The organism is Streptococcus salivarius (assembly GCF_002094975.1).
In the GTDB taxonomy this organism is placed as follows: Bacteria; Bacillota; Bacilli; order Lactobacillales; family Streptococcaceae; genus Streptococcus; species Streptococcus salivarius_D.
On the sequence record NZ_CP015283.1, the window covers coordinates 873,435 to 895,546 of the forward strand.

At 41.2% G+C, this 22,112-nt stretch carries 17 protein-coding genes, 7 tRNA genes and 3 rRNA genes; 25 read left to right on the forward strand and 2 right to left on the reverse strand.

Annotation, left to right across the window (positions count from 1 at the left end):
* The first annotated feature begins 37 nt into the window (after positions 1–37).
* The 11 genes from V471_RS04550 (at position 38) to V471_RS04600 (ending at position 10,722) form a co-directional block, all read left to right on the forward strand.
* Positions 38–2,947 carry a glycoside hydrolase family 68 protein gene (locus V471_RS04550; RefSeq protein WP_045771731.1) on the forward strand — a complete coding sequence of 970 codons (2,910 nt, stop codon included), beginning with the start codon at positions 38–40 and terminating at the stop codon, positions 2,945–2,947.
* Positions 2,948–3,036: 89 nt separating this feature from the next.
* Complete coding sequence (gene upp, locus V471_RS04555) at positions 3,037–3,666, forward strand: uracil phosphoribosyltransferase (RefSeq protein ID WP_002883819.1); 630 nt, start codon at positions 3,037–3,039, stop codon at positions 3,664–3,666.
* A gap of 173 nt (positions 3,667–3,839) precedes the next feature.
* Entirely contained in the window at positions 3,840–4,430 is a 591-nt protein-coding gene (gene clpP / locus V471_RS04560; RefSeq protein WP_002886628.1) for an ATP-dependent Clp protease proteolytic subunit ClpP, read from the forward strand.
* Between the two features lie 85 nt (positions 4,431–4,515).
* Positions 4,516–4,965, forward strand: a complete 450-nt coding sequence (locus tag V471_RS04565) for a YlbF/YmcA family competence regulator (protein ID WP_014633576.1) — start codon at positions 4,516–4,518, stop codon at positions 4,963–4,965.
* Entirely contained in the window at positions 4,958–5,239 is a 282-nt protein-coding gene (locus tag V471_RS04570; protein WP_002890011.1) for a YlbG family protein, read from the forward strand. Before V471_RS04565 ends, V471_RS04570 begins: the two co-directional genes overlap by 8 nt.
* A gap of 154 nt (positions 5,240–5,393) precedes the next feature.
* Positions 5,394–6,569 (forward strand): ABC transporter substrate-binding protein, encoded by a 1,176-nt coding sequence (locus V471_RS04575; RefSeq protein WP_045771732.1) that lies wholly within the window; start codon positions 5,394–5,396, stop codon positions 6,567–6,569.
* Between the two features lie 43 nt (positions 6,570–6,612).
* Positions 6,613–7,497: a branched-chain amino acid ABC transporter permease gene (locus tag V471_RS04580; RefSeq protein ID WP_002883743.1), complete on the forward strand. Its 885-nt coding sequence runs from the start codon at positions 6,613–6,615 to the stop codon at positions 7,495–7,497.
* A gap of 3 nt (positions 7,498–7,500) precedes the next feature.
* Positions 7,501–8,451: a branched-chain amino acid ABC transporter permease gene (locus V471_RS04585; RefSeq protein WP_002883720.1), complete on the forward strand. Its 951-nt coding sequence runs from the start codon at positions 7,501–7,503 to the stop codon at positions 8,449–8,451.
* Between the two features lie 2 nt (positions 8,452–8,453).
* Positions 8,454–9,218: an ABC transporter ATP-binding protein gene (locus V471_RS04590; protein ID WP_045771733.1), complete on the forward strand. Its 765-nt coding sequence runs from the start codon at positions 8,454–8,456 to the stop codon at positions 9,216–9,218.
* Positions 9,218–9,928 (forward strand): ABC transporter ATP-binding protein, encoded by a 711-nt coding sequence (locus V471_RS04595; RefSeq protein WP_013990087.1) that lies wholly within the window; start codon positions 9,218–9,220, stop codon positions 9,926–9,928. Before V471_RS04590 ends, V471_RS04595 begins: the two co-directional genes overlap by 1 nt.
* Positions 9,929–10,062: 134 nt before the next feature.
* Positions 10,063–10,722, forward strand: a complete 660-nt coding sequence (locus V471_RS04600) for a CBS and ACT domain-containing protein (protein ID WP_070849374.1) — start codon at positions 10,063–10,065, stop codon at positions 10,720–10,722.
* Positions 10,723–10,900: 178 nt separating this feature from the next.
* Here V471_RS04600 and cysK read toward each other — a convergent pair whose 3' ends face one another.
* Together cysK and V471_RS04610 are read right to left on the reverse strand one after the other, a co-directional pair.
* On the reverse strand, positions 10,901–11,827 hold the full coding sequence (cysK, locus tag V471_RS04605; protein WP_070849377.1) for a cysteine synthase A: 927 nt from the start codon (positions 11,825–11,827) through the stop codon (positions 10,901–10,903).
* A gap of 101 nt (positions 11,828–11,928) precedes the next feature.
* Positions 11,929–12,555, reverse strand: coding sequence for a YigZ family protein (locus V471_RS04610; RefSeq protein WP_070849380.1), 627 nt, complete (start codon positions 12,553–12,555; stop codon positions 11,929–11,931).
* A gap of 54 nt (positions 12,556–12,609) precedes the next feature.
* On the opposite strand from V471_RS04610, the gene V471_RS04615 reads away from it, so the two are divergent.
* The 14 genes from V471_RS04615 to V471_RS04680 all read left to right on the forward strand — a co-directional run bounded on the left by V471_RS04615 (position 12,610) and on the right by V471_RS04680 (position 22,060).
* The gene (locus V471_RS04615) at positions 12,610–13,929 is read left to right on the forward strand and encodes a DEAD/DEAH box helicase (protein ID WP_084871141.1); all 1,320 of its coding nucleotides are present in this window, start codon (positions 12,610–12,612) and stop codon (positions 13,927–13,929) included.
* On the forward strand, positions 13,910–14,572 hold the full coding sequence (locus V471_RS04620) for a ComF family protein (RefSeq protein ID WP_045001926.1): 663 nt from the start codon (positions 13,910–13,912) through the stop codon (positions 14,570–14,572). The genes V471_RS04615 and V471_RS04620 overlap by 20 nt, the downstream gene beginning before the upstream one ends.
* 78 nt (positions 14,573–14,650) lie before the next feature.
* The gene (hpf, locus tag V471_RS04625) at positions 14,651–15,199 is read left to right on the forward strand and encodes a ribosome hibernation-promoting factor, HPF/YfiA family (protein ID WP_002883786.1); all 549 of its coding nucleotides are present in this window, start codon (positions 14,651–14,653) and stop codon (positions 15,197–15,199) included.
* A gap of 423 nt (positions 15,200–15,622) precedes the next feature.
* Positions 15,623–17,170: ribosomal RNA gene (locus V471_RS04630) — 16S ribosomal RNA — on the forward strand.
* 54 nt (positions 17,171–17,224) lie between these two features.
* Positions 17,225–17,297, forward strand: a tRNA-Ala gene (locus tag V471_RS04635).
* A gap of 146 nt (positions 17,298–17,443) precedes the next feature.
* A 23S ribosomal RNA gene (locus V471_RS04640) occupies positions 17,444–20,343 on the forward strand.
* 83 nt (positions 20,344–20,426) lie between these two features.
* Positions 20,427–20,542: ribosomal RNA gene (rrf, locus tag V471_RS04645) — 5S ribosomal RNA — on the forward strand.
* Together the 16S, 23S and 5S rRNA genes with 7 tRNA genes alongside form the textbook arrangement of a ribosomal RNA operon.
* Before the next feature lie 5 nt (positions 20,543–20,547).
* Positions 20,548–20,620 (forward strand) — tRNA-Val (locus V471_RS04650).
* 2 nt (positions 20,621–20,622) lie between these two features.
* A tRNA-Asp gene (locus V471_RS04655) sits at positions 20,623–20,695 on the forward strand.
* A gap of 18 nt (positions 20,696–20,713) precedes the next feature.
* A tRNA-Lys gene (locus tag V471_RS04660) sits at positions 20,714–20,786 on the forward strand.
* A gap of 5 nt (positions 20,787–20,791) precedes the next feature.
* Positions 20,792–20,873, forward strand: a tRNA-Leu gene (locus tag V471_RS04665).
* Between the two features lie 14 nt (positions 20,874–20,887).
* Positions 20,888–20,960: transfer RNA gene (locus V471_RS04670), tRNA-Thr, on the forward strand.
* 7 nt (positions 20,961–20,967) lie between these two features.
* Positions 20,968–21,039: transfer RNA gene (locus tag V471_RS04675), tRNA-Glu, on the forward strand.
* 88 nt (positions 21,040–21,127) lie between these two features.
* Positions 21,128–22,060, forward strand: a complete 933-nt coding sequence (locus V471_RS04680) for a manganese-dependent inorganic pyrophosphatase (RefSeq protein ID WP_002886641.1) — start codon at positions 21,128–21,130, stop codon at positions 22,058–22,060.
* Positions 22,061–22,112: the final 52 nt, after the last annotated feature.

The window sequence follows — 22,112 nt, forward strand, 5'->3', positions numbered from 1 at the left end:
AGAATGGAACATGTAAAAACCTAAAAGGAGAGTTTATATGGATATTACAGTTAATTCACAGTCAAATACAGTAGCACCAAAGCAAGCAGAGTGCAAAAAGATGCGTTATAGCATCCGTAAGGTAGCCACAGTAGGGGCAACATCAGCACTCGTTGGTACCTTGGCGTTTTTGGGTGCCACTCAGGTAAAAGCTGATCAAGTTACAGAAACAGCACCAGCGGTAGCTACTGCGACAGCAACACCAGAAACAAGCACAGCATCTCTAACGGTAGCCAGTGAAACAGCAACAAGTGTGGCAACTTCAGAAGCAGTTGAATCTTCAGTTGCACATTCAGAGGTTGCAACTAAACCAGTTACAGAGACACAACCAAGCAACACAACTCCATCAGTAGTTGAAGAAAAGGCGTCTAGCACAGTAGTGACATCTTCATCAGATGCAACAACACCTTCAGCGACTGTTGCTGCAGTTTCTGCTCCGGCTCATACATCAGAGGCTGCAGTAGAAGCACCAACTTCAACAGCAAGCTCAGAAGCAGCTGATACACACACTGAAGTAGACCTTAAAGTTTCTGAAAACAGCGCGGCTAATGCCAACCTTAGTAAACTTAATGGTCGTATCAAGTCTATTGTTGAAGAGAATATGACCTCAGATCAAATCGTTGCCTTGACTGAGGAAGAAATTAAAGCACTTAATAAAGTTGACTTTAGTGATGATGCTATCAAGGGTACAGGTACTAGCTTGACTTACCGTAACTTGAAAGATATCGTTGCTAGCTTCTTGAAGCAAGACAGCAAATTGGCAGTTCCTTACTTTAAAGCAGATACAATCATCAATATGCCTGCCTTCAACACTGTTGATGCCCAAACGATGAAAAAAGAAGAAATCGACGTTTGGGATTCTTGGCCAGTCCAAGATGCTAAGTCAGGTGTAGTTAGCAACTGGAATGGTTACCAGTTGGTTATCTCAATGGCCGGTGCACCAAATAAAAATTCAAACCACATTTACTTGCTCTATAGAAAATATGGGGATAATGACTTTACTCATTGGAAAAATGCGGGTCCAATCTTTGGTTACAATGCCCTTGAAGATGACCAACAATGGTCAGGTTCAGCGACTGTTAACTCTGATGGTAGTATCCAACTTTATTACACTAAGAATGATACTAGTGGTGGTAAATTAAACTGGCAACAATTGGCTAGTGCTACACTTAACTTGGCTGTTGAAAACGACGAAGTTGTTATCAAGTCAGTTGAAAATGACCACATTCTCTTTGGTGGAGATAATTATCACTATCAAAGCTATCCTAAATTTATGAGTACTTTTGATGATGACCATAACCATGATGGTAATCCAGACCGTACGGATAACTACTGTCTTCGTGACCCACACATCATTGAAGATAACGGTAGCCGTTACCTTATTTTTGAATCAAATACAGGTGACGAAAACTACCAAGGCGAAAAACAAATTTACAAATGGTCAAACTATGGAGGAGATGACGCCTTTAACCTTAAGTCATTCCTCAATATTGTTAATAATAAACACCTTTACAACCTTGCATCATGGGCAAATGGTTCTATCGGTATCTTGAAACTTGATGATAATGAGAAAAATCCATCTGTAGCTGAACTTTACACACCGCTTGTCACTAGCCACATGGTTACTGATGAAGTAGAACGTCCAAGTGTTGTTAAGATGGGTGGCAAGTATTACCTCTTCACTGCTTCACGTATCAACAAATCTACGGATGCTGAAGGTACTGTAGCAGCGCGTGAAGCTGTCGGTGATGACGTTGTCATGCTTGGATTCGTATCAGACAGCCTCCGAGGAAAATATCGTCCACTTAATGGCTCAGGTGTGGTCTTGACAGCCTCTGTACCAGCTGACTGGCGTACATCTACCTATTCTTACTATGCGGTTCCTGTTGAAGGCTCATCAGATACTCTTTTGGTAACTTCTTACATGACTAACCGTGGTGGAATTGCCGGTGCTGAGAATAAATCAACATGGGCTCCAAGCTTCCTTATCAAGATGAATGCAGATGATACTACAGAAGTTCTTCCTAAGATGACGAATCAAGGTGACTGGATTTGGGATAAATCTAGTGAAAGCTTGGTACACGTAGGCGATCAAAACAGTGCTAAATTGCCAAACGAGGACTTTAATGTAGATTATTATGCGGTATCGGGTTATGGTCTTAAACCACATACTTATCCTACAGTTGATGGTTCAACAGGCGTTTCTGAAGCTCACGGTGTCTTGACTGTAACTGTTAAAGATGGTAAAGACAAGAAGGCAGATAAGCCAGAAACACCAGTAAGTCCAACAGAAGGTAACCATTCTGTTGATGATAAGACTAATAAACCAGGCACTTCTAAACCAGCGGACAATAATCAACCATCAGCTGATAAAGAAGATAAACCAACAAATCCTACGAATCCGGATTCTCCAGCTCGTACTCCTTTCCCATATTATGGAGACCACTCTAATGATAACAATTCTTCAAATGATCATCATGTAGCGGTCCCTGTGAAACCTTCGACAGGAGATTCTGTGGGTGATCGTCGTCCAGTAGCTCAAGCCGCAGAGATTGCGACACCAGTACCAAAGACTATTGTAGCAACTGGACCAACTGTTCCAACGAATACTGTTAAAGAAGAGTCTGTGACTGAAACAGAAGCTCCAAAACCAGTTAAGTCTGAAGAAAAAGTTCAGTCTCACGGAGTTGATAAAGCTAATGAAGTAACTAAGTCTGATGAGTCAAGTAAAGGCAACAATACTAAAGTTGCTGCCAAACTTGCTACGACTCCTAAGACACCAAGTGATTCAGAAGGTTCAAACAGCAACATTCTTTCAATCTTGGCGACTATCTTTGCAGCAATTGCTAGTCTAGCTCTTCTTGGCTATGGTTTGGTCACAGGAAAGATTCATTTACCTAAAAAATAATCCTTTTCAAAAACGTTTGCAGAAAAGCAAGCGTTTTTTTTGCCTTTTTGATATAATGGAGTGAGTATAAAGCAAAGGAAGAAACTATTATGGGTAAATTTCAAGTTATTTCACATCCACTGATTCAACATAAACTTTCAATCCTCCGTCGTGAGGATACTTCTACTAAGGACTTCCGTGAGCTAGTTAATGAAATTGCTATGCTTATGGGTTACGAAGTATCTCGTGACCTTCCTCTCGAAGAGGTTGAAATTCAAACACCAATTACCAAAACAGTACAAAAACAACTTTCTGGTAAGAAATTAGCGATTGTTCCAATCCTTCGTGCGGGTATTGGTATGGTCGATGGTTTTCTTAGCCTTGTACCAGCAGCTAAAGTTGGTCATATTGGTATGTATCGTGATGAGGAAACTCTTGAGCCGGTTGAGTACTTGGTTAAATTACCAGAAGACATTGATCAACGTCAGATCTTTGTAGTAGACCCAATGCTTGCGACTGGTGGTTCAGCAATCTTGGCAGTAGACTCACTTAAAAAACGTGGCGCTGCTAATATCAAGTTTGTTTGCTTGGTTGCAGCACCAGAAGGTGTCAAAAAATTGCAAGATGCTCACCCAGATATCGATATCTACACAGCATCTTTGGATGAGAAACTTAATGAAAACGGTTATATTGTTCCAGGTCTTGGAGATGCAGGTGACCGTCTCTTTGGTACAAAATAAGTTGAAAAGGGAAAATTTCCCTTTTTTTACTAGATTAATAAGTTTAAAGTGAAATTATTTTAGGGGGGGTTAGCACTCTTTCCAAAAGAGTGCTAAGAATGATGTTTTTTATTTGACCTAATTTGACTAAAATCATATAATAGCATCAAGACAATATTAAAAGGAGGATTCATATGATTCCTGTAGTAATTGAACAAACATCACGCGGTGAGCGTTCTTATGATATTTACTCACGTTTGCTCAAGGATCGTATCATCATGTTAACAGGTCCTGTTGAAGATAATATGGCAAACTCAATTATTGCCCAACTCTTGTTTTTGGATGCTCAAGACAATACAAAAGATATCTATCTTTATGTTAATACACCAGGTGGATCCGTTTCGGCTGGTCTTGCCATTGTTGATACAATGAACTTCATCAAGTCTGATGTTCAGACTATCGTTATGGGGATGGCAGCATCTATGGGAACAGTTATCGCTTCCAGCGGTACCAAAGGTAAACGTTTCATGTTGCCAAATGCAGAGTACATGATTCACCAACCAATGGGCGGTACTGGTGGCGGTACGCAACAAACAGACATGGCTATCGCAGCTGAACACTTGCTCAAGACACGTAATAATTTGGAGCAAATCTTGGCAGATAATTCTGGACAACCAATTGAAAAAGTTCATGTAGACGCTGAACGTGACAATTGGATGAGTGCTCAAGAAACGCTTGAATATGGTTTCATCGATGAAATCATGGCTAATAACCAATTAAAATAAACTGAGCTTGTCTTAAACAAAAGTCAGATGCAAATCGGTTGTATAAGGACCGTTTCATCTGGCTTTTTGTGTTATAATAGAAAACATGTTAATAATCAATGAGGAGTTGCTTGTGATTGATCAAGCTATAGAGTGTCTTGTTTCGTATTTTCTAAAGCTACCTGAGGTAGAGAATTATCGTTTGAAACGCCAGAAATTCGAAAATGACAGAGGACTTCAAGAGCAACTCTTTGCATTTCAAGAATTAAAAGATAGCTATGATGCTGCTAAGGCGTATGAGGCTTTTAGACCAGATGTGAGAGAGTTGAAACGTCAGGTTTTGCGAATGAAGCGCCAAATTGATTTAAACGAGGTGGTTATTGGCTATCGTCAGGCAGAGTTCGATTTACAGACTATTTTAGCCAATCTTGGTGAGGAGATTGCCCAAGCCGTTTCAGACCAGATTTTTATTGATACTGGCCTACCTCTTGCCCCTCATAAACCACATCATAAAAAGGGAGACACTAACATAAAGGAGAAGATGAGTCATGATTAAGCGTCAAGGCATTATTGTTTATTTATATTACAATAGAGACTTACGTAAAATTGCCAAGTTTGGAGATGTTGTCTACCATTCTTATAAGATGCGTTATGTGCACCTTTATGTAGATGAGGACAAGGTCGAGGATATTTTGAAAGAGCTCGATGGAATGAAAGCAGTGAAAAAAGTTCTGCCTTCCTACTATTCTGATATTGATATGGACTTTGTAGGTAGTCTGGAACGTTACGACACCTCAGTCCCTGAACCGTTTAAGAACTTTTCTCTTTAATGAGAGAAAAGTTTTTTTCTTTTTAAAGAGTTATTCTTAAAGTAATGGAAACGATTACTGTCGCTAAAGCTTAGTTTTGTGTAGTTGACAATTGTCTGATAATTCTGTAAGCTATAAGATGGACTTTTTTAAGAAAATATTAAGGAGAAATCTTATGTCTAAAAAGATCACACTTATTGTGTTAGCCTTTTTTGCTTCCGTTTTCTTGGTTGCCTGTGGCAAGTCACCAGATGTGACTGCTAATGCCAATGGTACTAAGATTGGCGATACAATCAAAATTGGTGTTAACATGGAGTTGACAGGTGCCGTTGCAGCCTATGGTAAGGCGGAGCAGAATGGTATTAAGTTGGCTGTTGACGAAATTAACAAAGCTGGTGGCGTCGATGGCAAAAAGCTTGAGCTTGTCACAAAAGATAATAAATCTGAAAATGCTGAAGCTTCAACATCTTCAACGAACTTGGCTATTCAGAATAATGTAAATGCTATCGTTGGTCCAGCGACATCAGGTGCTGTTGCTGCGGCTAGCCTCGTATCACAAAAAACAGGGGTTCCTTTGCTGACACCTTCAGGTACGCAGGATGACCTTACGGTAGATGCTAATGGTACGAAGAAATTCGTTTTCCGTACAACCTTCAAGGATAGTTACCAAGGTAAAGTTTTGGCAGCTTATTCTTACAATAATTTGAATGCTAAGAAAGTAGTTCTCTACTATGATAATGCTTCAGATTATGCCAAAGGTATTGCGGATGAATTTAAGCGTGAATATAAAGGTCAAATCGTTACTGAAGCTACCTTTGCTTCAGGGGACAAGGACTATCAGTCAGCCTTGACTAAATTTAAAGACCTTGATTATGATGCTATTGTAATGCCAGGTTACTATACTGAGACTGGTATTATTACAAAACAAGCACGTGACCTTGGAATTGATAAACCAATCCTTGGACCTGACGGATTCAGTGATGCGAAATTTACTGAGCTTGCAGGTAAAAAGAATGCTTCAAACGTCTACTATGTATCAGGATATTCAACAAATGTTGCCCTTTCTGACAAGGCATCAGGATTCATCGAAGCATATAAGAAAGCTTACAACACTGACCCAAATATGTTTGCTGCTCTAGCTTACGATTCTGTTTATATGATTGCAGAAGCATCAAAAGATGCGAAAACATCAGTTGATATTGCTGATAACTTAGCACATTTGAAAAACTTTGTCGGGGTTACAGGTAAAATGACGATTGATAAGGATCATAACCCTATTAAAGCAGCTCTTATGGTTAAAAGAGATAATGGTGAAGAGGTTTCAGCGGAAGCCGTTGAAATTGAAAAATAATCTGTTATCTATACTAAAAATGAACTAGAAAGTTTGGTTAAATATGTTTTTTGAACAACTTCCCCAACAACTAGTCAATGGTATCATCTTGGGTAGTATCTATGCCTTACTTGCCCTTGGATATACCATGGTTTATGGGATTATCAAATTGATTAACTTTGCCCATGGAGACATCTATATGATGGGTGCCTTCGTTGGTTACTATGCGATTAATAGCCTTGGAATGAATTTCTGGGTTGCCCTTGTCTTTGCTATGCTTGTCTGTGCGATTTTAGGGGTTGTCATTGAGTTCTTGGCTTATCGCCCACTCCGTAATTCGACACGTATTTCTGCCTTGATTACGGCTATCGGTGTCTCATTCTTCCTTGAGTACATCATGGTTCTCTTTGTAGGTGCAGATACACGTTCATTCCCTCAAAAGATTGCGATTAAGACTTATCATCTTGGATCAATCTCTGTAACAAATGTACAATTGCTTATCTTGGTAGTTGCCCTTGTCCTTATGGTTGCTCTTCAATTGATTGTTAAAAAGACTAAGATGGGTAAAGCTATGCGTGCCGTATCTGTAGACAGTGATGCAGCTGAATTGATGGGTATTAATGTTAATAACACTATCAGCTTCACTTTTGCTCTTGGATCATCACTAGCAGGGGCAGCGGGTGTCCTTATTGGTCTTTACTATAACTCTATCGAACCTCTTATGGGTATGACGCCAGGTATTAAAGCCTTTGTAGCTGCCGTTCTTGGTGGTATCGGTATTATCCCTGGTGCAGCACTTGGTGGGTTTGTTATCGGTATTTTGGAGACATTATCAACTGCAATTGGTTTGTCAAGTTACCGTGATGCCATCGTTTATGGTGTCTTGATCGTTATCCTTTTGGTTCGCCCAGCGGGTATCCTCGGTAAAAATGTGAAAGAGAAGGTGTAAGACATGAAGAAAAATCTAAAAGTAAACCTTATTTGGTTTGGTCTTATCATTGGGCTCTTCCTTATCTTGAAAGGTCTTGAACTTTCAGGTATCATGAACCTTTACTACATCCAAATCTTAATGGGAATTGGGATCTCAATCCTTATGGGACTTGGTACTAATCTGGTTCTTGGTTTCTCAGGGCAATTTACACTTGGACAAGCTGGTTTCATGGCAATTGGTGCCTATTCATCAGCTATCATTACTGGTATGATGCCAACATATGACGGTTTCTACCTCTCAATGGTTGTCGGTGTCATCATCGCAGCTATTGTTGCCCTTATCTTTGGTCTACCTACCCTTCGTTTGAAAGGGGACTACCTTGCCATTGCAACTCTTGGTATGGCTGAAATCATCCGTATCATTATCGTTAATGGTGGTGAATTGACTAATGGTGCTGCTGGTTTGACAGGTATCCTTCCTTATACAAGTTGGCCTGTAATTTATTTCTTTGTGGTAATCATTACAATTTTGGTACTTAACTTCTTGCGTTCAGCAACTGGACGTCAAGCAATCACTCTTCGTGAAGATGAAATTGCTGCTGAGTCAATGGGTGTTAATGTCACAAAAATGAAGGTTCTTATCTTTGTTATTGGTGCCATGATTTCAGCGATTGCTGGTTCACTTTATGTCAGCTACATCGGTACAGTTGTGCCAAAAGATTTCACTATCATGAAATCAATTGATTACCTTATCATTGCCGTTCTTGGTGGTCTTGGATCTATCACAGGTACTATTATTGCTGCTGTTGTTCTTGGTATTATCAACATGTTCCTCCAAAACGTTTCAAACCTTCGTATGATTATTTACGCCTTGGCTTTGATTCTTGTAATGCTCTTCCGTCCAGGTGGACTTCTTGGAACAAAAGAACTCTATCTCTCAAAATTCTTCAATAAATCTAAGGAGGGCAAATAATAATGGCACTTCTTGAAGTTAAAAATCTAACTAAAAACTTCGGTGGTTTGACTGCCGTTGGTGATGTTTCAATGGAACTCAATGAAGGTGAGTTGGTTGGGCTTATCGGACCAAATGGTGCTGGTAAAACAACCTTGTTCAACCTTTTGACAGGTGTCTATGAGCCAAGTGAAGGAACGATTACACTTGATGGTACAGTCCTAAACGGTAAAGCACCTTATAAAATCGCTTCACTCGGTTTGTCACGTACATTCCAAAATATCCGTCTTTTCAAAGACATGACTGTGCTTGAAAATGTTCTTGTTGGTTTGTCAAATAAGCAACCTTCAAATTTCTTTGCATCTCTTTTGCGTTTGCCTAAGTACTACTCAAGTGAAGAAGAGTTAAAAGCAAAAGCTATGGAACTCTTGGCTATCTTCAACTTGGATGGTGAGGCAGATACGCTTGCGAAAAACTTAGCTTATGGGCAACAACGTCATTTGGAAATTGTTCGTGCACTTGCAACAGAACCAAAAATTCTTTTCCTTGATGAACCAGCTGCGGGTATGAATCCACAAGAAACAGCTGAATTGACTGCTCATATTCGTCAAATTCAAAAAGACTTTGGTATTACAATCATCTTGATTGAACATGATATGAGTTTGGTCATGGATGTTACTGAGCGTATCTATGTTTTGGAATACGGACGCTTGATTGCAGAAGGAACACCTGATGAAATTAAGAATAACAAACGCGTTATTGAAGCTTACTTGGGAGGTGAAGCATAATGGCTATGTTGAAAGTTGAAAATCTCTCAATTAAATATGGATCTATTGAAGCTGTTAAAAATGTTAGCTTTGAAGTTAATGAAGGTGAAGTTGTAACTCTTATCGGTGCTAACGGTGCAGGTAAAACATCAATTCTCCGTACAATCTCAGGTCTTGTTCGTCCAACTGAGGGAACCATTTCTTATCTCGGAAATGAGATCCACAAAACACCTGCACGTAAGATTGTTGCTGAAGGTTTAGCTCAAGTACCTGAGGGACGTCATGTATTTGCAGGATTAACCGTAATGGAAAATCTTGAAATGGGAGCTTTCCTTCATACAAATAAAGAAGAGAACGCAGCTCTCTTGAAAAAAGTCTTCCAACGTTTCCCACGCCTAGAAGAACGTAAGAATCAGGATGCAGCGACACTTTCTGGTGGTGAACAACAAATGCTTGCAATGGGCCGTGCCCTTATGAGTCGTCCAAAACTTTTGCTTTTGGATGAGCCTTCAATGGGACTTGCTCCAATCTTTATTCAGGAAATTTTTGATATTATCGAAGATATTAAGGCACAAGGGACTACCGTTCTTTTGATTGAGCAAAATGCCAATAAGGCTTTGTCAATTGCAGACCGTGGTTACGTTCTTGAAACTGGTAAAGTGGTTCTTTCAGGTACTGGTGAAGAACTTCTTGCATCAGATGAAGTTCGTAAAGCCTATCTTGGAGGATAAGAAAAAGCGCCCGAGGGCGTTTTTCTATCGTCTCATACTGATTGTAAAATACGAATTTTTCAGTAAAATATTGCAATCGGTTACAATTAGTGTGGTATAATACAAGTAAGAAATCATTCGGAGGAAAATGAAACATGGCAGTAAAAGATTTTATGACGAAACGTGTGGTTTATGTCTCACCAGAAACAACAGTTGCAGCAGCTGCAGATATTATGCGTGATAAAGAATTGCGCCGTTTGCCGGTAATTGAACACGATAAACTTGTTGGGCTTATTACAGAAGGTACAATGGCAGAGGCTTCACCATCAAAAGCAACAAGCTTGTCAATTTATGAAATGAACTATCTCCTTAATAAGACAAAAGTAGGAGATATCATGATTAAGAATGTCCTCACTGTTTCCAAATATGCTAGCCTTGAGGATGCAATCTATATCATGCTTCAAAATAAGGTTGGAGTTCTTCCGGTTGTGGACAATGACCAAATTTCAGGAATTATCACAGATAAAGATGTCTTTCGTGCTTTCTTGGAAATTTCTGGTTATGGTCAAGCTGGAATTCGTATTGGGTTGGAAGTTCCAGATACTCCACGTGTTTTGGAAAAAATTGCGAACCTTATCGCTAGTGAGAATCTCAACATCGAACGTACAATTGTTGCACCTAAAAATGACACCGTACTTCGTGTCGAACTCCAAGTTGAAGGAGAGATTGGAATTGAACAACTCAAGAAAGTTTTTGTAGAAGCAGGATTCACAGTTACTGAAATTGCAGAGACAGAAGCAAAAGAGTTAGACTAATAAAGAAGATAAAACAAATTCTTTAGACTTCAGTTATCCTAAAAAATAGAAAGTTTGTAGGAACAGTTCAGTGGAAATGAGATTATAATCCTTGCTTTTTCTAGTAATTAATGAACTACAGGCTTGAACTTTATACAATAAAAAAGAGGCTAGAACATATGTTCCAGCTTCTTTTTTATTAGTCTTGAAAATCATAAAGTGTTGTAGAGAGGTAGCGTTCACCATTGTCAGGCAAGAGTGTCAAGACTTTCTTACCTTCACCAAGTTCAGCAGCAATCTTAAGGGCGGCAGCAATAGCAGCACCTGATGAGATACCAGCTAGGAAACCTTCTTGGCTACCCAATGTACGTGATGTTGCGATAGCTTCATCAGAAGGAATACGCACAACACTGTCATATGATTTTGTATCCAATGTGTCAGGAATGAAACCAGTTGAGATACCTTGGATTTTGTGTGGTCCTGGTTTATCACCATTCAAGACAGCAGATTCGTCAGCTTCAATACCGTAAACCTTGATATTTGGATTAGCAGCCTTAAGGGTTTTTGAAACACCTGAAATAGTACCACCAGTACCGATACCAGCAACAAAAGCATCCAAACCTTCTGCACCAAAATCTTCAAGGATTTCTTGACCAGTTGTAGCCGCGTGGACAGCTGGGTTTGATGGGTTGGCAAATTGAAGTGGTACCCAACCGTTGCGTTCAGCAGCAACTTCTTTAGCTTTAGCAATCGCACCTTTCATTCCTTCGCTACCAGGAGTCAATACAAGTTCAGCTCCATAAGCTTGGATGATTTTACGACGTTCAACACTCATTGTGTCAGGCATTACGATAACAACTTTATAGCCTTTAGCAGCACCAACCCAAGCGAGACCAATACCAGTGTTACCTGAAGTTGGTTCAACAATGGTATCACCAGGTTTAATAGTACCAGCTTTTTCAGCATCTTCAATCATACGAAGAGCAATACGGTCTTTTACTGAAGAACCAGGGTTAAAGGCTTCGAGTTTAACGTAAACATCTGCTGATCCTTCTGGAACAATAGAGTTAAGTTTAATAACAGGTGTTTTTCCAACAAGTTCAGTGATTGAGTTGTAAATTGTCATATTTAAAATCCTCTTAATCTTTGATTGATGGTTTTAAGTATACGACGGTAGGCTCAACTTGTAAAATACATCTTCTTTATCACTGTGATAACGTTTGACTATCAGATAGGAATTTCAACGATTTTCTTTCCAGATTTTTCATAAGTGACTTTCCCTTGATAGAATTCGGTTAGTTCCTGACCGAGTCTTTTAATCTCAGACTCTTCGACAAATAAAGTAGTAGAAACATCTGATAAGAAAGTTGTATCAAATTCTTGGAGTCCTTCTTTTTCAAGGAAGTTGGAGAAGACTTGGTACTGAGAGTAGGTTAACTCTACGGTTAGTCCTGTTAATTCCTTGACTTCCACTCGACCAATTTCTTCAATAGCATGGGCAACGCTACCAGAGTAAGCGCGGATAAGACCACCTGCCCCAAGTTTGATTCCTCCAAAATAACGAGTCACAACAGCTACGACATTAGTAAGTCCTTGTTTTTCTAGAACAGTCAGCATAGGCACTCCGGCTGTTCCAGAAGGTTCGCCATCATCACTCGAACGTTTAATTTGACCATCATCTCCAACAATCATTGCAGAGCAAGAGTGATTGGCCTTGTGATGCTCTTTCTTTATCTGAGCGATGTACTCTCTTCCTTCCTCTTCACTACTAATACGTTTCAAGTGACAAATAAAACGAGATTTTTTTATTTCTTCTTCAACGATTCCATCGTTGGCAATAGTTTTGTAATCCATAAAAAAATTTTATCATAAAAAGATGAATTCAAACATATTTTCGAATAGAAAGATATGGTACCTAAAGAATATTATGGACGACTATTTACGAAAGAACAGTTGCTAGTGGACTATCACTCAGAGGCTTTGACATTAGAAAGCATGATAAAGGTCGATAAACAACTTAGATGTAAAAGATGTTATAGTCAGATAGAGGAAGATTGGCAATTACCGGAAGGTCAGTATTATTGCAGAGCATGTATTGTCTTTGGTAGAAATCAAGAAGGGAAAGAACTTTATTATTTTCTTTCAAAAACATCAGAAATTGAGTTTCCTGTTTTGAAGTGGTTAGGAGCACTGACTCCCTATCAAGCTGAGGTCTCAGAGAAGCTTTTAGAAACATATCAAAAACAGAAAGACAGCCTCGTACACGCTGTGACTGGTGCTGGTAAGACCGAGATGATTTATAAAATCGTTGCCTATGTTCTTGAAAATAAAGGTCGTGTAGCTATCGCAAGTCCTCGGGTTGATGTTTGTCGAGAGTTGTTTCTACGTATGCAGAGGGATTTTACTTGTAGTATTTCTCTGCTTCATGCTGAGAGTGAACCATATGATGGTAGTCCGATTGTAATAGCTACCACCCATCAACTACTAAAGTTTTACCAGAACTTTGACCTAGTTATCGTTGATGAAGTTGATGCATTCCCTTTTGTAGGAAATGTCATGTTAAATCATGCTGTGGAGCAGGCAAAGAAGGAAACCGGTCGTTATATTTATTTAACAGCAACTTCTACATTATCTTTAGAGGAGCAGGTGCGACTTGGATCTTTAGAAAAGCATCACCTTGCCAGACGTTTCCATGGAAATCCTTTAGTACTTCCTAAATTCTGCTGGCAGGGAAGACTACAAAAATCTCTAATGAGAGGCAAGCTTCCAAGACCTCTTGTTTATCAGATTAAAAAGCAACGTAAATCAAAGTTTCCTCTATTAATCTTTTTTCCAAATATAGCGATAGGTGAAAAGTTTACTAGCATTCTGCAAAAATATCTTCCAGACGAAAAAATGGCCTTTGTTTCCTCAAAAAGTGAGGAGCGTTCAACTGTCGTAGAGAAGTTCCGAGAAAAAGAACTATCCGTCTTAGTGACAACAACTATCCTCGAACGTGGTGTGACCTTTCCACAAGTAGATGTTTTTGTTTGCATGGCAAATCATCACTTATACACTAGTTCGAGTCTTATTCAGATAGGAGGTCGAGTTGGAAGATCCCCAGATAGACCGACAGGAAAGCTTTATTTCTTTCATGAAGGACTATCCAAATCTATGCTTCGTTGTCGAGAAGAAATAAAAGTTATGAATAAAAAAGGAGGATTTAACAATGAAGTGTCTACTATGTAATGACTGGATTGAATCAGTGCCAAAATTAAGAGACCTGATTACGTTTAACCAGAGAGAAGAGTACTCCTGCTTATCTTGTAAAAATCAGTTTAAAAAACTTTCAAAAGAAAGATGTCAAAATTGTAATAAGGAGTTACATAGAGATACCTGTATTGATTGTAAACTTTGGATGAAAAAAGGCTATATTCCTAAGCACCTTGCCATTTATCACTATGAAGAAAACATGAAAGATTATTTTAGCCGCTATAAATTTATGGGAGACTATTGTCTTAGAAAAACATTTCAAAAAGATATAAAAAATAAGTTAAAACCATTTTTGACGAAAGGTTTTACCATAGTGCCGGTCCCATTATCGGAAGAACGCTTGGCAGAAAGAGGATTTAACCAAGTTGAGGGATTGATAGAGGGAATTCCCTATCAGGATATCTTTGAGAAAAGAGATATTGAGAAGCAATCATCGAAAACACGCAAGGAGCGTTTAAGTCAAGATAATGCCTTCTGTCTCAAGAAAGGTATAGATGTACCAGATAAGATTATTATAGTGGATGATATCTATACAACAGGATCTACTTTATATCAGATGGTTCAACTATTAGAAGGTATAGGTATTAAAGAAGTTTTGACCTTTTCACTAGCTAGATAATAAAAATCCTTGCAAATTTTCATGAAAAGGATATAATATAGATAAAGAAAACGCTAACAAGCGAGAAAGAGGTCTTTTATGATTAAATATAGTATCCGTGGCGAAAACATCGAAGTAACTGAAGCACTTCGTGACTATGTTGAAAGTAAACTTAGCAAAGTTGAAAAATACTTCAACGAAGACCAAGAATTGAATGCACGTGTAAATCTTAAGGTTTATCGCGAAAAGACAGCTAAAGTAGAGGTTACTATTCCAACAGGTTCTGTAACACTAAGAGCAGAAGATGTTTCGCAAGATATGTATGGTTCTATTGACCTGGTGGTTGATAAGATTGAAAGACAAATCCGTAAAAATAAAACAAAAATTGCACGTAAGCATCGTGAAAAAGTTCCAACAGGAGAAGTGTTCTCAGCTGATTTTAATAACGAACAAGTTGAAGAAGCACCAGCTGTTGAAGTTGTAAGAACTAAAAACATTGAGTTGAAACCAATGGATGTTGAAGAAGCCATCCTTCAAATGGAGTTGTTGGGTCATGACTTCTTTATCTATACAGATAGTGAAGATCATACAACTAATGTTCTCTATAAACGAGAAGACGGAAACTACGGTTTGATTGAAGCTAAATAATTAAAAAATAAAGGAAGTAGGTTGAGAGACGTGCTTCCTTTATTTTTTTCAAAAACCCTATTGACAAGAATTTATTTGGGTGATAAGATATAAAAGTTGTCTTAATTGCCTTGCCACAAACTTGAAAAGGTTCCAAAACTTTAAAAAAGTTATTGACAAGACAGGTCAGAGATGATATTATAAATAAGCTGTTTCGCGAGAGACAGCGGACACGAGAAGTGAAAAAAAACTTCAAAAAAAGTGTTGACAAGTTATTCTAGATTTGCTAGAATATAGAAGTTGTCTTAAGAGAGACAAAGACCTTTGAGAACTGAATAAGAAACCAAGTGCAGGGTTATGATAGAAGAATTATAACCTGTCAATTTACAAGAATAAATCGTCAGACGACGGTAATGAGTTAACGCTCGAACAATTATTAAATTTTTTAATGAGAGTTTGATCCTGGCTCAGGACGAACGCTGGCGGCGTGCCTAATACATGCAAGTAGAACGCTGAAGAGAGGAGCTTGCTCTTCTTGGATGAGTTGCGAACGGGTGAGTAACGCGTAGGTAACCTGCCTTGTAGCGGGGGATAACTATTGGAAACGATAGCTAATACCGCATAACAATGGGTGACTCATGTCATTTATTTGAAAGGGGCAAATGCTCCACTACAAGATGGACCTGCGTTGTATTAGCTAGTAGGTGAGGTAACGGCTCACCTAGGCGACGATACATAGCCGACCTGAGAGGGTGATCGGCCACACTGGGACTGAGACACGGCCCAGACTCCTACGGGAGGCAGCAGTAGGGAATCTTCGGCAATGGGGGCAACCCTGACCGAGCAACGCCGCGTGAGTGAAGAAGGTTTTCGGATCGTAAAGCTCTGTTGTAAGTCAAGAACGAGTGTGAGAGTGGAAAGTTCACACTGTGACGGTAGCTTACCAGAAAGGGACGGCTAACTACGTGCCAGCAGCCGCGGTAATACGTAGGTCCCGAGCGTTGTCCGGATTTATTGGGCGTAAAGCGAGCGCAGGCGGTTTGATAAGTCTGAAGTTAAAGGCTGTGGCTCAACCATAGTTCGCTTTGGAAACTGTCAAACTTGAGTGCAGAAGGGGAGAGTGGAATTCCATGTGTAGCGGTGAAATGCGTAGATATATGGAGGAACACCGGTGGCGAAAGCGGCTCTCTGGTCTGTAACTGACGCTGAGGCTCGAAAGCGTGGGGAGCGAACAGGATTAGATACCCTGGTAGTCCACGCCGTAAACGATGAGTGCTAGGTGTTGGATCCTTTCCGGGATTCAGTGCCGCAGCTAACGCATTAAGCACTCCGCCTGGGGAGTACGACCGCAAGGTTGAAACTCAAAGGAATTGACGGGGGCCCGCACAAGCGGTGGAGCATGTGGTTTAATTCGAAGCAACGCGAAGAACCTTACCAGGTCTTGACATCCCGATGCTATTTCTAGAGATAGAAAGTTACTTCGGTACATCGGTGACAGGTGGTGCATGGTTGTCGTCAGCTCGTGTCGTGAGATGTTGGGTTAAGTCCCGCAACGAGCGCAACCCCTATTGTTAGTTGCCATCATTCAGTTGGGCACTCTAGCGAGACTGCCGGTAATAAACCGGAGGAAGGTGGGGATGACGTCAAATCATCATGCCCCTTATGACCTGGGCTACACACGTGCTACAATGGTTGGTACAACGAGTTGCGAGTCGGTGACGGCAAGCTAATCTCTTAAAGCCAATCTCAGTTCGGATTGTAGGCTGCAACTCGCCTACATGAAGTCGGAATCGCTAGTAATCGCGGATCAGCACGCCGCGGTGAATACGTTCCCGGGCCTTGTACACACCGCCCGTCACACCACGAGAGTTTGTAACACCCGAAGTCGGTGAGGTAACCTTTTGGAGCCAGCCGCCTAAGGTGGGATAGATGATTGGGGTGAAGTCGTAACAAGGTAGCCGTATCGGAAGGTGCGGCTGGATCACCTCCTTTCTAAGGAAAAACGGAATGTACTTGAGTTTCTTATTTAGTTTTGAGAGGTCTTGTGGGGCCTTAGCTCAGCTGGGAGAGCGCCTGCTTTGCACGCAGGAGGTCAGCGGTTCGATCCCGCTAGGCTCCATTGAATCGCAAGATTCAAGTATTGTCCATTGAAAATTGAATATCTATATCAAATTCCATATGTAATTAATTACATATAGATAGTAACAAGAAAATAAACCGAAACGCTGTGAATATTTAATGAGTTAGGTCGAAAGACCAAAATAAGGTTAAGTTAATAAGGGCGCACGGTGGATGCCTTGGCACTAGAAGCCGATGAAGGACGTGACTAACGACGAAATGCTTTGGGGAGCTGTAAGTGAGCAATGATCCAGAGATGTCCGAATGGGGGAACCCGGCAGGTAATGCCTGTCACTCATTACTGTTAAGGTAATGTAGAGGAAGACGCAGTGAACTGAAACATCTAAGTAGCTGCAGGAAGAGAAAGCAAAAGCGATTGCCTTAGTAGCGGCGAGCGAAACGGCAAGAGGGCAAACCGAAGAGTTTACTCTTCGGGGTTGTAGGACTGCAACGTGGACTTAAAGATTATAGAAGAACTACCTGGGAAGGTAGGCCAAAGAGAGTAATAGCCTCGTATTCGAAATAGTCTTTATACCTAGCAGTATCCTGAGTACGGCGAGACACGAGAAATCTCGTCGGAATCTGGGAGGACCATCTCCCAACCCTAAATACTCTCTAGTGACCGATAGTGAACCAGTACCGTGAGGGAAAGGTGAAAAGCACCCCGGGAGGGGAGTGAAATAGAACCTGAAACCGTGTGCCTATAACAAGTTCGAGCCCGTTAATGGGTGAGAGCGTGCCTTTTGTAGAATGAACCGGCGAGTTACGATATGATGCGAGGTTAAGTTGAAGAGACGGAGCCGTAGGGAAACCGAGTCTTAATAGGGCGTATTAGTATCATGTCGTAGACCCGAAACCATGTGACCTACCCATGAGCAGGTTGAAGGTGAGGTAAAACTCACTGGAGGACCGAACCAGGGCACGTTGAAAAGTGCTTGGATGACTTGTGGGTAGCGGAGAAATTCCAAACGAACTTGGAGATAGCTGGTTCTCTCCGAAATAGCTTTAGGGCTAGCGTTGATGTTAAGTCTCTTGGAGGTAGAGCACTGTTTGGGTGAGGGGTCCATCCCGGATTACCAATCTCAGATAAACTCCGAATGCCAACGAGATATAATCGGCAGTCAGACTGCGAGTGCTAAGATCCGTAGTCGAAAGGGAAACAGCCCAGACCACCAGCTAAGGTCCCAAAATATATGTTAAGTGGAAAAGGATGTGGGGTTGCACAGACAACTAGGATGTTAGCTTAGAAGCAGCTATTCATTCAAAGAGTGCGTAATAGCTCACTAGTCGAGTGACCCTGCGCCGAAAATGTACCGGGGCTAAAACATATTACCGAAGCTGTGGATACCTTTATAGGTATGGTAGGAGAGCGTTCTATGTGCGAAGAAGGTGTACCGTGAGGAGTGCTGGAGCGCATAGAAGTGAGAATGCCGGTATGAGTAGCGAAAGACAGGTGAGAATCCTGTCCACCGTAAGACTAAGGTTTCCAGGGGAAGGCTCGTCCGCCCTGGGTTAGTCGGGACCTAAGGAGAGACCGAAAGGTGTATCCGATGGACAACAGGTTGATATTCCTGTACTAGAGTATATAGTGATGGAGGGACGCAGTAGGCTAACTAAACCAGACGATTGGAAGTGTCTGGCCAAGCAGTGAGGTGTGATATGAGTCAAATGCTTATATCTATAACATTGAGCTGTGATGGGGAGCGAAGTTTAGTAGCGAAGTTAGTGATGTCACACTGCCGAGAAAAGCTTCTAGCGTTAATTATACTCTACCCGTACCGCAAACCGACACAGGTAGTCGAGGCGAGTAGCCTCAGGTGAGCGAGAGAACTCTCGTTAAGGAACTCGGCAAAATGGCCCCGTAACTTCGGGAGAAGGGGCGCTGACTTATGGTCAGCCGCAGTGAATAGGCCCAAGCAACTGTTTATCAAAAACACAGCTCTCTGCTAAATCGTAAGATGATGTATAGGGGGTGACGCCTGCCCGGTGCTGGAAGGTTAAGAGGAGTGCTTAGCAATAGCGAAGGTATGAATTGAAGCCCCAGTAAACGGCGGCCGTAACTATAACGGTCCTAAGGTAGCGAAATTCCTTGTCGGGTAAGTTCCGACCCGCACGAAAGGCGTAATGATTTGGGCACTGTCTCAACGAGAGACTCGGTGAAATTTTAGTACCTGTGAAGATGCAGGTTACCCGCGACAGGACGGAAAGACCCCATGGAGCTTTACTGCAGTTTGATATTGAGTATCTGTACCACATGTACAGGATAGGTAGGAGCCTATGACCTCGGGACGCCAGTTTCGAGTAAGGCGTTGTTGGGATACTACCCTTGTGTTATGGCTACTCTAACCCAGATAGGTTATCCCTATCGGAGACAGTGTCTGACGGGCAGTTTGACTGGGGCGGTCGCCTCCTAAAAGGTAACGGAGGCGCCCAAAGGTTCCCTCAGAATGGTTGGAAATCATTCGCAGAGTGTAAAGGTATAAGGGAGCTTGACTGCGAGAGTTACAACTCGAGCAGGGACGAAAGTCGGGCTTAGTGATCCGGTGGTTCCGCATGGAAGGGCCATCGCTCAACGGATAAAAGCTACCCTGGGGATAACAGGCTTATCTCCCCCAAGAGTTCACATCGACGGGGAGGTTTGGCACCTCGATGTCGGCTCGTCGCATCCTGGGGCTGTAGTCGGTCCCAAGGGTTGGGCTGTTCGCCCATTAAAGCGGCACGCGAGCTGGGTTCAGAACGTCGTGAGACAGTTCGGTCCCTATCCGTCGCGGGCGTAGGAAATTTGAGAGGATCTGCTCCTAGTACGAGAGGACCAGAGTGGACTTACCGCTGGTGTACCAGTTGTTCTGCCAAGAGCATCGCTGGGTAGCTATGTAGGGAAGGGATAAACGCTGAAAGCATCTAAGTGTGAAGCCCACCTCAAGATGAGATTTCCCATGATTTTATATCAGTAAGAGCCCTGAGAGATGATCAGGTTGATAGGTTAGAAGTGGAAGTGTGGTGACACATGTAGCGGACTAATACTAATAGCTCGAGGACTTATCCAAAGAAAGTAACTGAGACATATTGACAACGATTTGGTTTCTTGATACAGTATAGATATTCAATTTTGAGTTGAGAATACTCAGAGTTAAGTGACGATAGCCTAGGAGATACACCTGTTCCCATGCCGAACACAGAAGTTAAGCCCTAGTACGCCTGATGTAGTTGGGGGTTGCCCCCTGTTAGATACGGTAGTCGCTTAGCGCAAAGGGAGTTTAGCTCAGCTGGGAGAGCATCTGCCTTACAAGCAGAGGGTCAGCGGTTCGATCCCGTTAACTCCCATAGGTCCCGTGGTGTAGCGGTTATCACGTCGCCCTGTCACGGCGAAGATCGCGGGTTCGATTCCCGTCGGGACCGTCAAGTAGAAATATTTGAGACTCGTTAGCTCAGTTGGTAGAGCAATTGACTTTTAATCAATGGGTCACTGGTTCGAGCCCAGTACGGGTCATATATGCGGGTGTGGCGGAATTGGCAGACGCACCAGATTTAGGATCTGGCGCTTAACGGCGTGGGGGTTCAAGTCCCTTCACCCGCATTATAGAAAAGTTAGCCGGCTTAGCTCAGTTGGTAGAGCATCTGATTTGTAATCAGAGGGTCGCGTGTTCAAGTCATGTAGCCGGCATAAAGATGGTCCGTTGGTCAAGGGGTTAAGACACCGCCTTTTCACGGCGGTAACACGGGTTCGAATCCCGTACGGACTATATTTTGAGTAACTTAGGTTACTCTTTTTATTTTGTTTCTTTTTTTTATATGTTATAATAGCTTATAATACTATTTTGAGGTGAATTTATGTCTAAAGTTTTTGTTTTTGGTCATCAAAACCCTGATTCTGATGCAATCGGGTCTTCTTATGGATACGCTTATTTGAAACGTCAACTTGGTGTTGATGCTGAAGCTGTTGCTTTGGGTACTCCTAACGAGGAAACTGCTTTTGTTCTTGATTATTTTGGTGTTGAAGCACCACGAGTGGTTGAATCAGCTCAGTCTGAGGGTGTTAATCAAGTTATTCTTACAGACCATAATGAGTTTCAACAATCTATTTCAGATATTAAGGACGTTGAAGTTATTGAGGTAGTCGACCATCACCGTGTAGCTAACTTTGAAACTGCTAATCCATTAATGATGCGATTAGAACCTGTTGGATCTGCATCTTCAATTGTTTATCGTATGTTTAAAGAAAACAATGTTGAGGTTCCTAAGGAAGTAGCTGGTTTGCTTCTTTCAGGTTTGATTTCAGATACTCTTCTTCTTAAATCTCCAACTACACATGCTTCAGATCCTGCAGTTGCAGCTGAACTTGCAGAAATTGCTGGTGTTAATCTTGAAGAATATGGTCTTGCTATGCTTAAAGCTGGTACTAATCTTTCTTCAAAATCTGCTGAAGAACTCATTGACATTGATGCAAAGACATTTGAATTGAATGGTAATCAAGTTCGTGTTGCACAAGTTAATACAGTTGATATTTCTGATGTTCTTTCTCGTCAAGCGGAAATTGAAGAAGCTATTAATAACTCAATTAAAAACAATGGTTACTCTGACTTTGTCTTAATGATTACTGATATTCTTAATTCTAATTCAGAAATTCTTGCACTTGGTTCAAATACTGATAAGGTTGAAGCTGCTTTCAATTTTGTTTTAGATAATAATCATGCTTTCCTTGAAGGAGCTGTTTCTCGTAAGAAACAGGTAGTTCCTCAGTTGACTGAAAGCTTTAATGCGTAAAATTAGGCCAGTAGGCCTTTTTTTAGTACTCTGATTAATGGTATAATAGTTT

Coding starts and splice junctions, on each gene's coding strand:
- V471_RS04550 (WP_045771731.1), top strand. CDS start 38: ATGGATATTACAGTTAATTCACAGTCAAATACAGTAGCACCAAAGCAA.
- upp (WP_002883819.1), top strand. CDS start 3,037: ATGGGTAAATTTCAAGTTATTTCACATCCACTGATTCAACATAAACTT.
- clpP (WP_002886628.1), top strand. CDS start 3,840: ATGATTCCTGTAGTAATTGAACAAACATCACGCGGTGAGCGTTCTTAT.
- V471_RS04565 (WP_014633576.1), top strand. CDS start 4,516: ATGTTAATAATCAATGAGGAGTTGCTTGTGATTGATCAAGCTATAGAG.
- V471_RS04570 (WP_002890011.1), top strand. CDS start 4,958: ATGATTAAGCGTCAAGGCATTATTGTTTATTTATATTACAATAGAGAC.
- V471_RS04575 (WP_045771732.1), top strand. CDS start 5,394: ATGTCTAAAAAGATCACACTTATTGTGTTAGCCTTTTTTGCTTCCGTT.
- V471_RS04580 (WP_002883743.1), top strand. CDS start 6,613: ATGTTTTTTGAACAACTTCCCCAACAACTAGTCAATGGTATCATCTTG.
- V471_RS04585 (WP_002883720.1), top strand. CDS start 7,501: ATGAAGAAAAATCTAAAAGTAAACCTTATTTGGTTTGGTCTTATCATT.
- V471_RS04590 (WP_045771733.1), top strand. CDS start 8,454: ATGGCACTTCTTGAAGTTAAAAATCTAACTAAAAACTTCGGTGGTTTG.
- V471_RS04595 (WP_013990087.1), top strand. CDS start 9,218: ATGGCTATGTTGAAAGTTGAAAATCTCTCAATTAAATATGGATCTATT.
- V471_RS04600 (WP_070849374.1), top strand. CDS start 10,063: ATGGCAGTAAAAGATTTTATGACGAAACGTGTGGTTTATGTCTCACCA.
- cysK (WP_070849377.1), bottom strand. CDS start 11,827: ATGACAATTTACAACTCAATCACTGAACTTGTTGGAAAAACACCTGTT.
- V471_RS04610 (WP_070849380.1), bottom strand. CDS start 12,555: ATGGATTACAAAACTATTGCCAACGATGGAATCGTTGAAGAAGAAATA.
- V471_RS04615 (WP_084871141.1), top strand. CDS start 12,610: ATGGTACCTAAAGAATATTATGGACGACTATTTACGAAAGAACAGTTG.
- V471_RS04620 (WP_045001926.1), top strand. CDS start 13,910: ATGAAGTGTCTACTATGTAATGACTGGATTGAATCAGTGCCAAAATTA.
- hpf (WP_002883786.1), top strand. CDS start 14,651: ATGATTAAATATAGTATCCGTGGCGAAAACATCGAAGTAACTGAAGCA.
- V471_RS04680 (WP_002886641.1), top strand. CDS start 21,128: ATGTCTAAAGTTTTTGTTTTTGGTCATCAAAACCCTGATTCTGATGCA.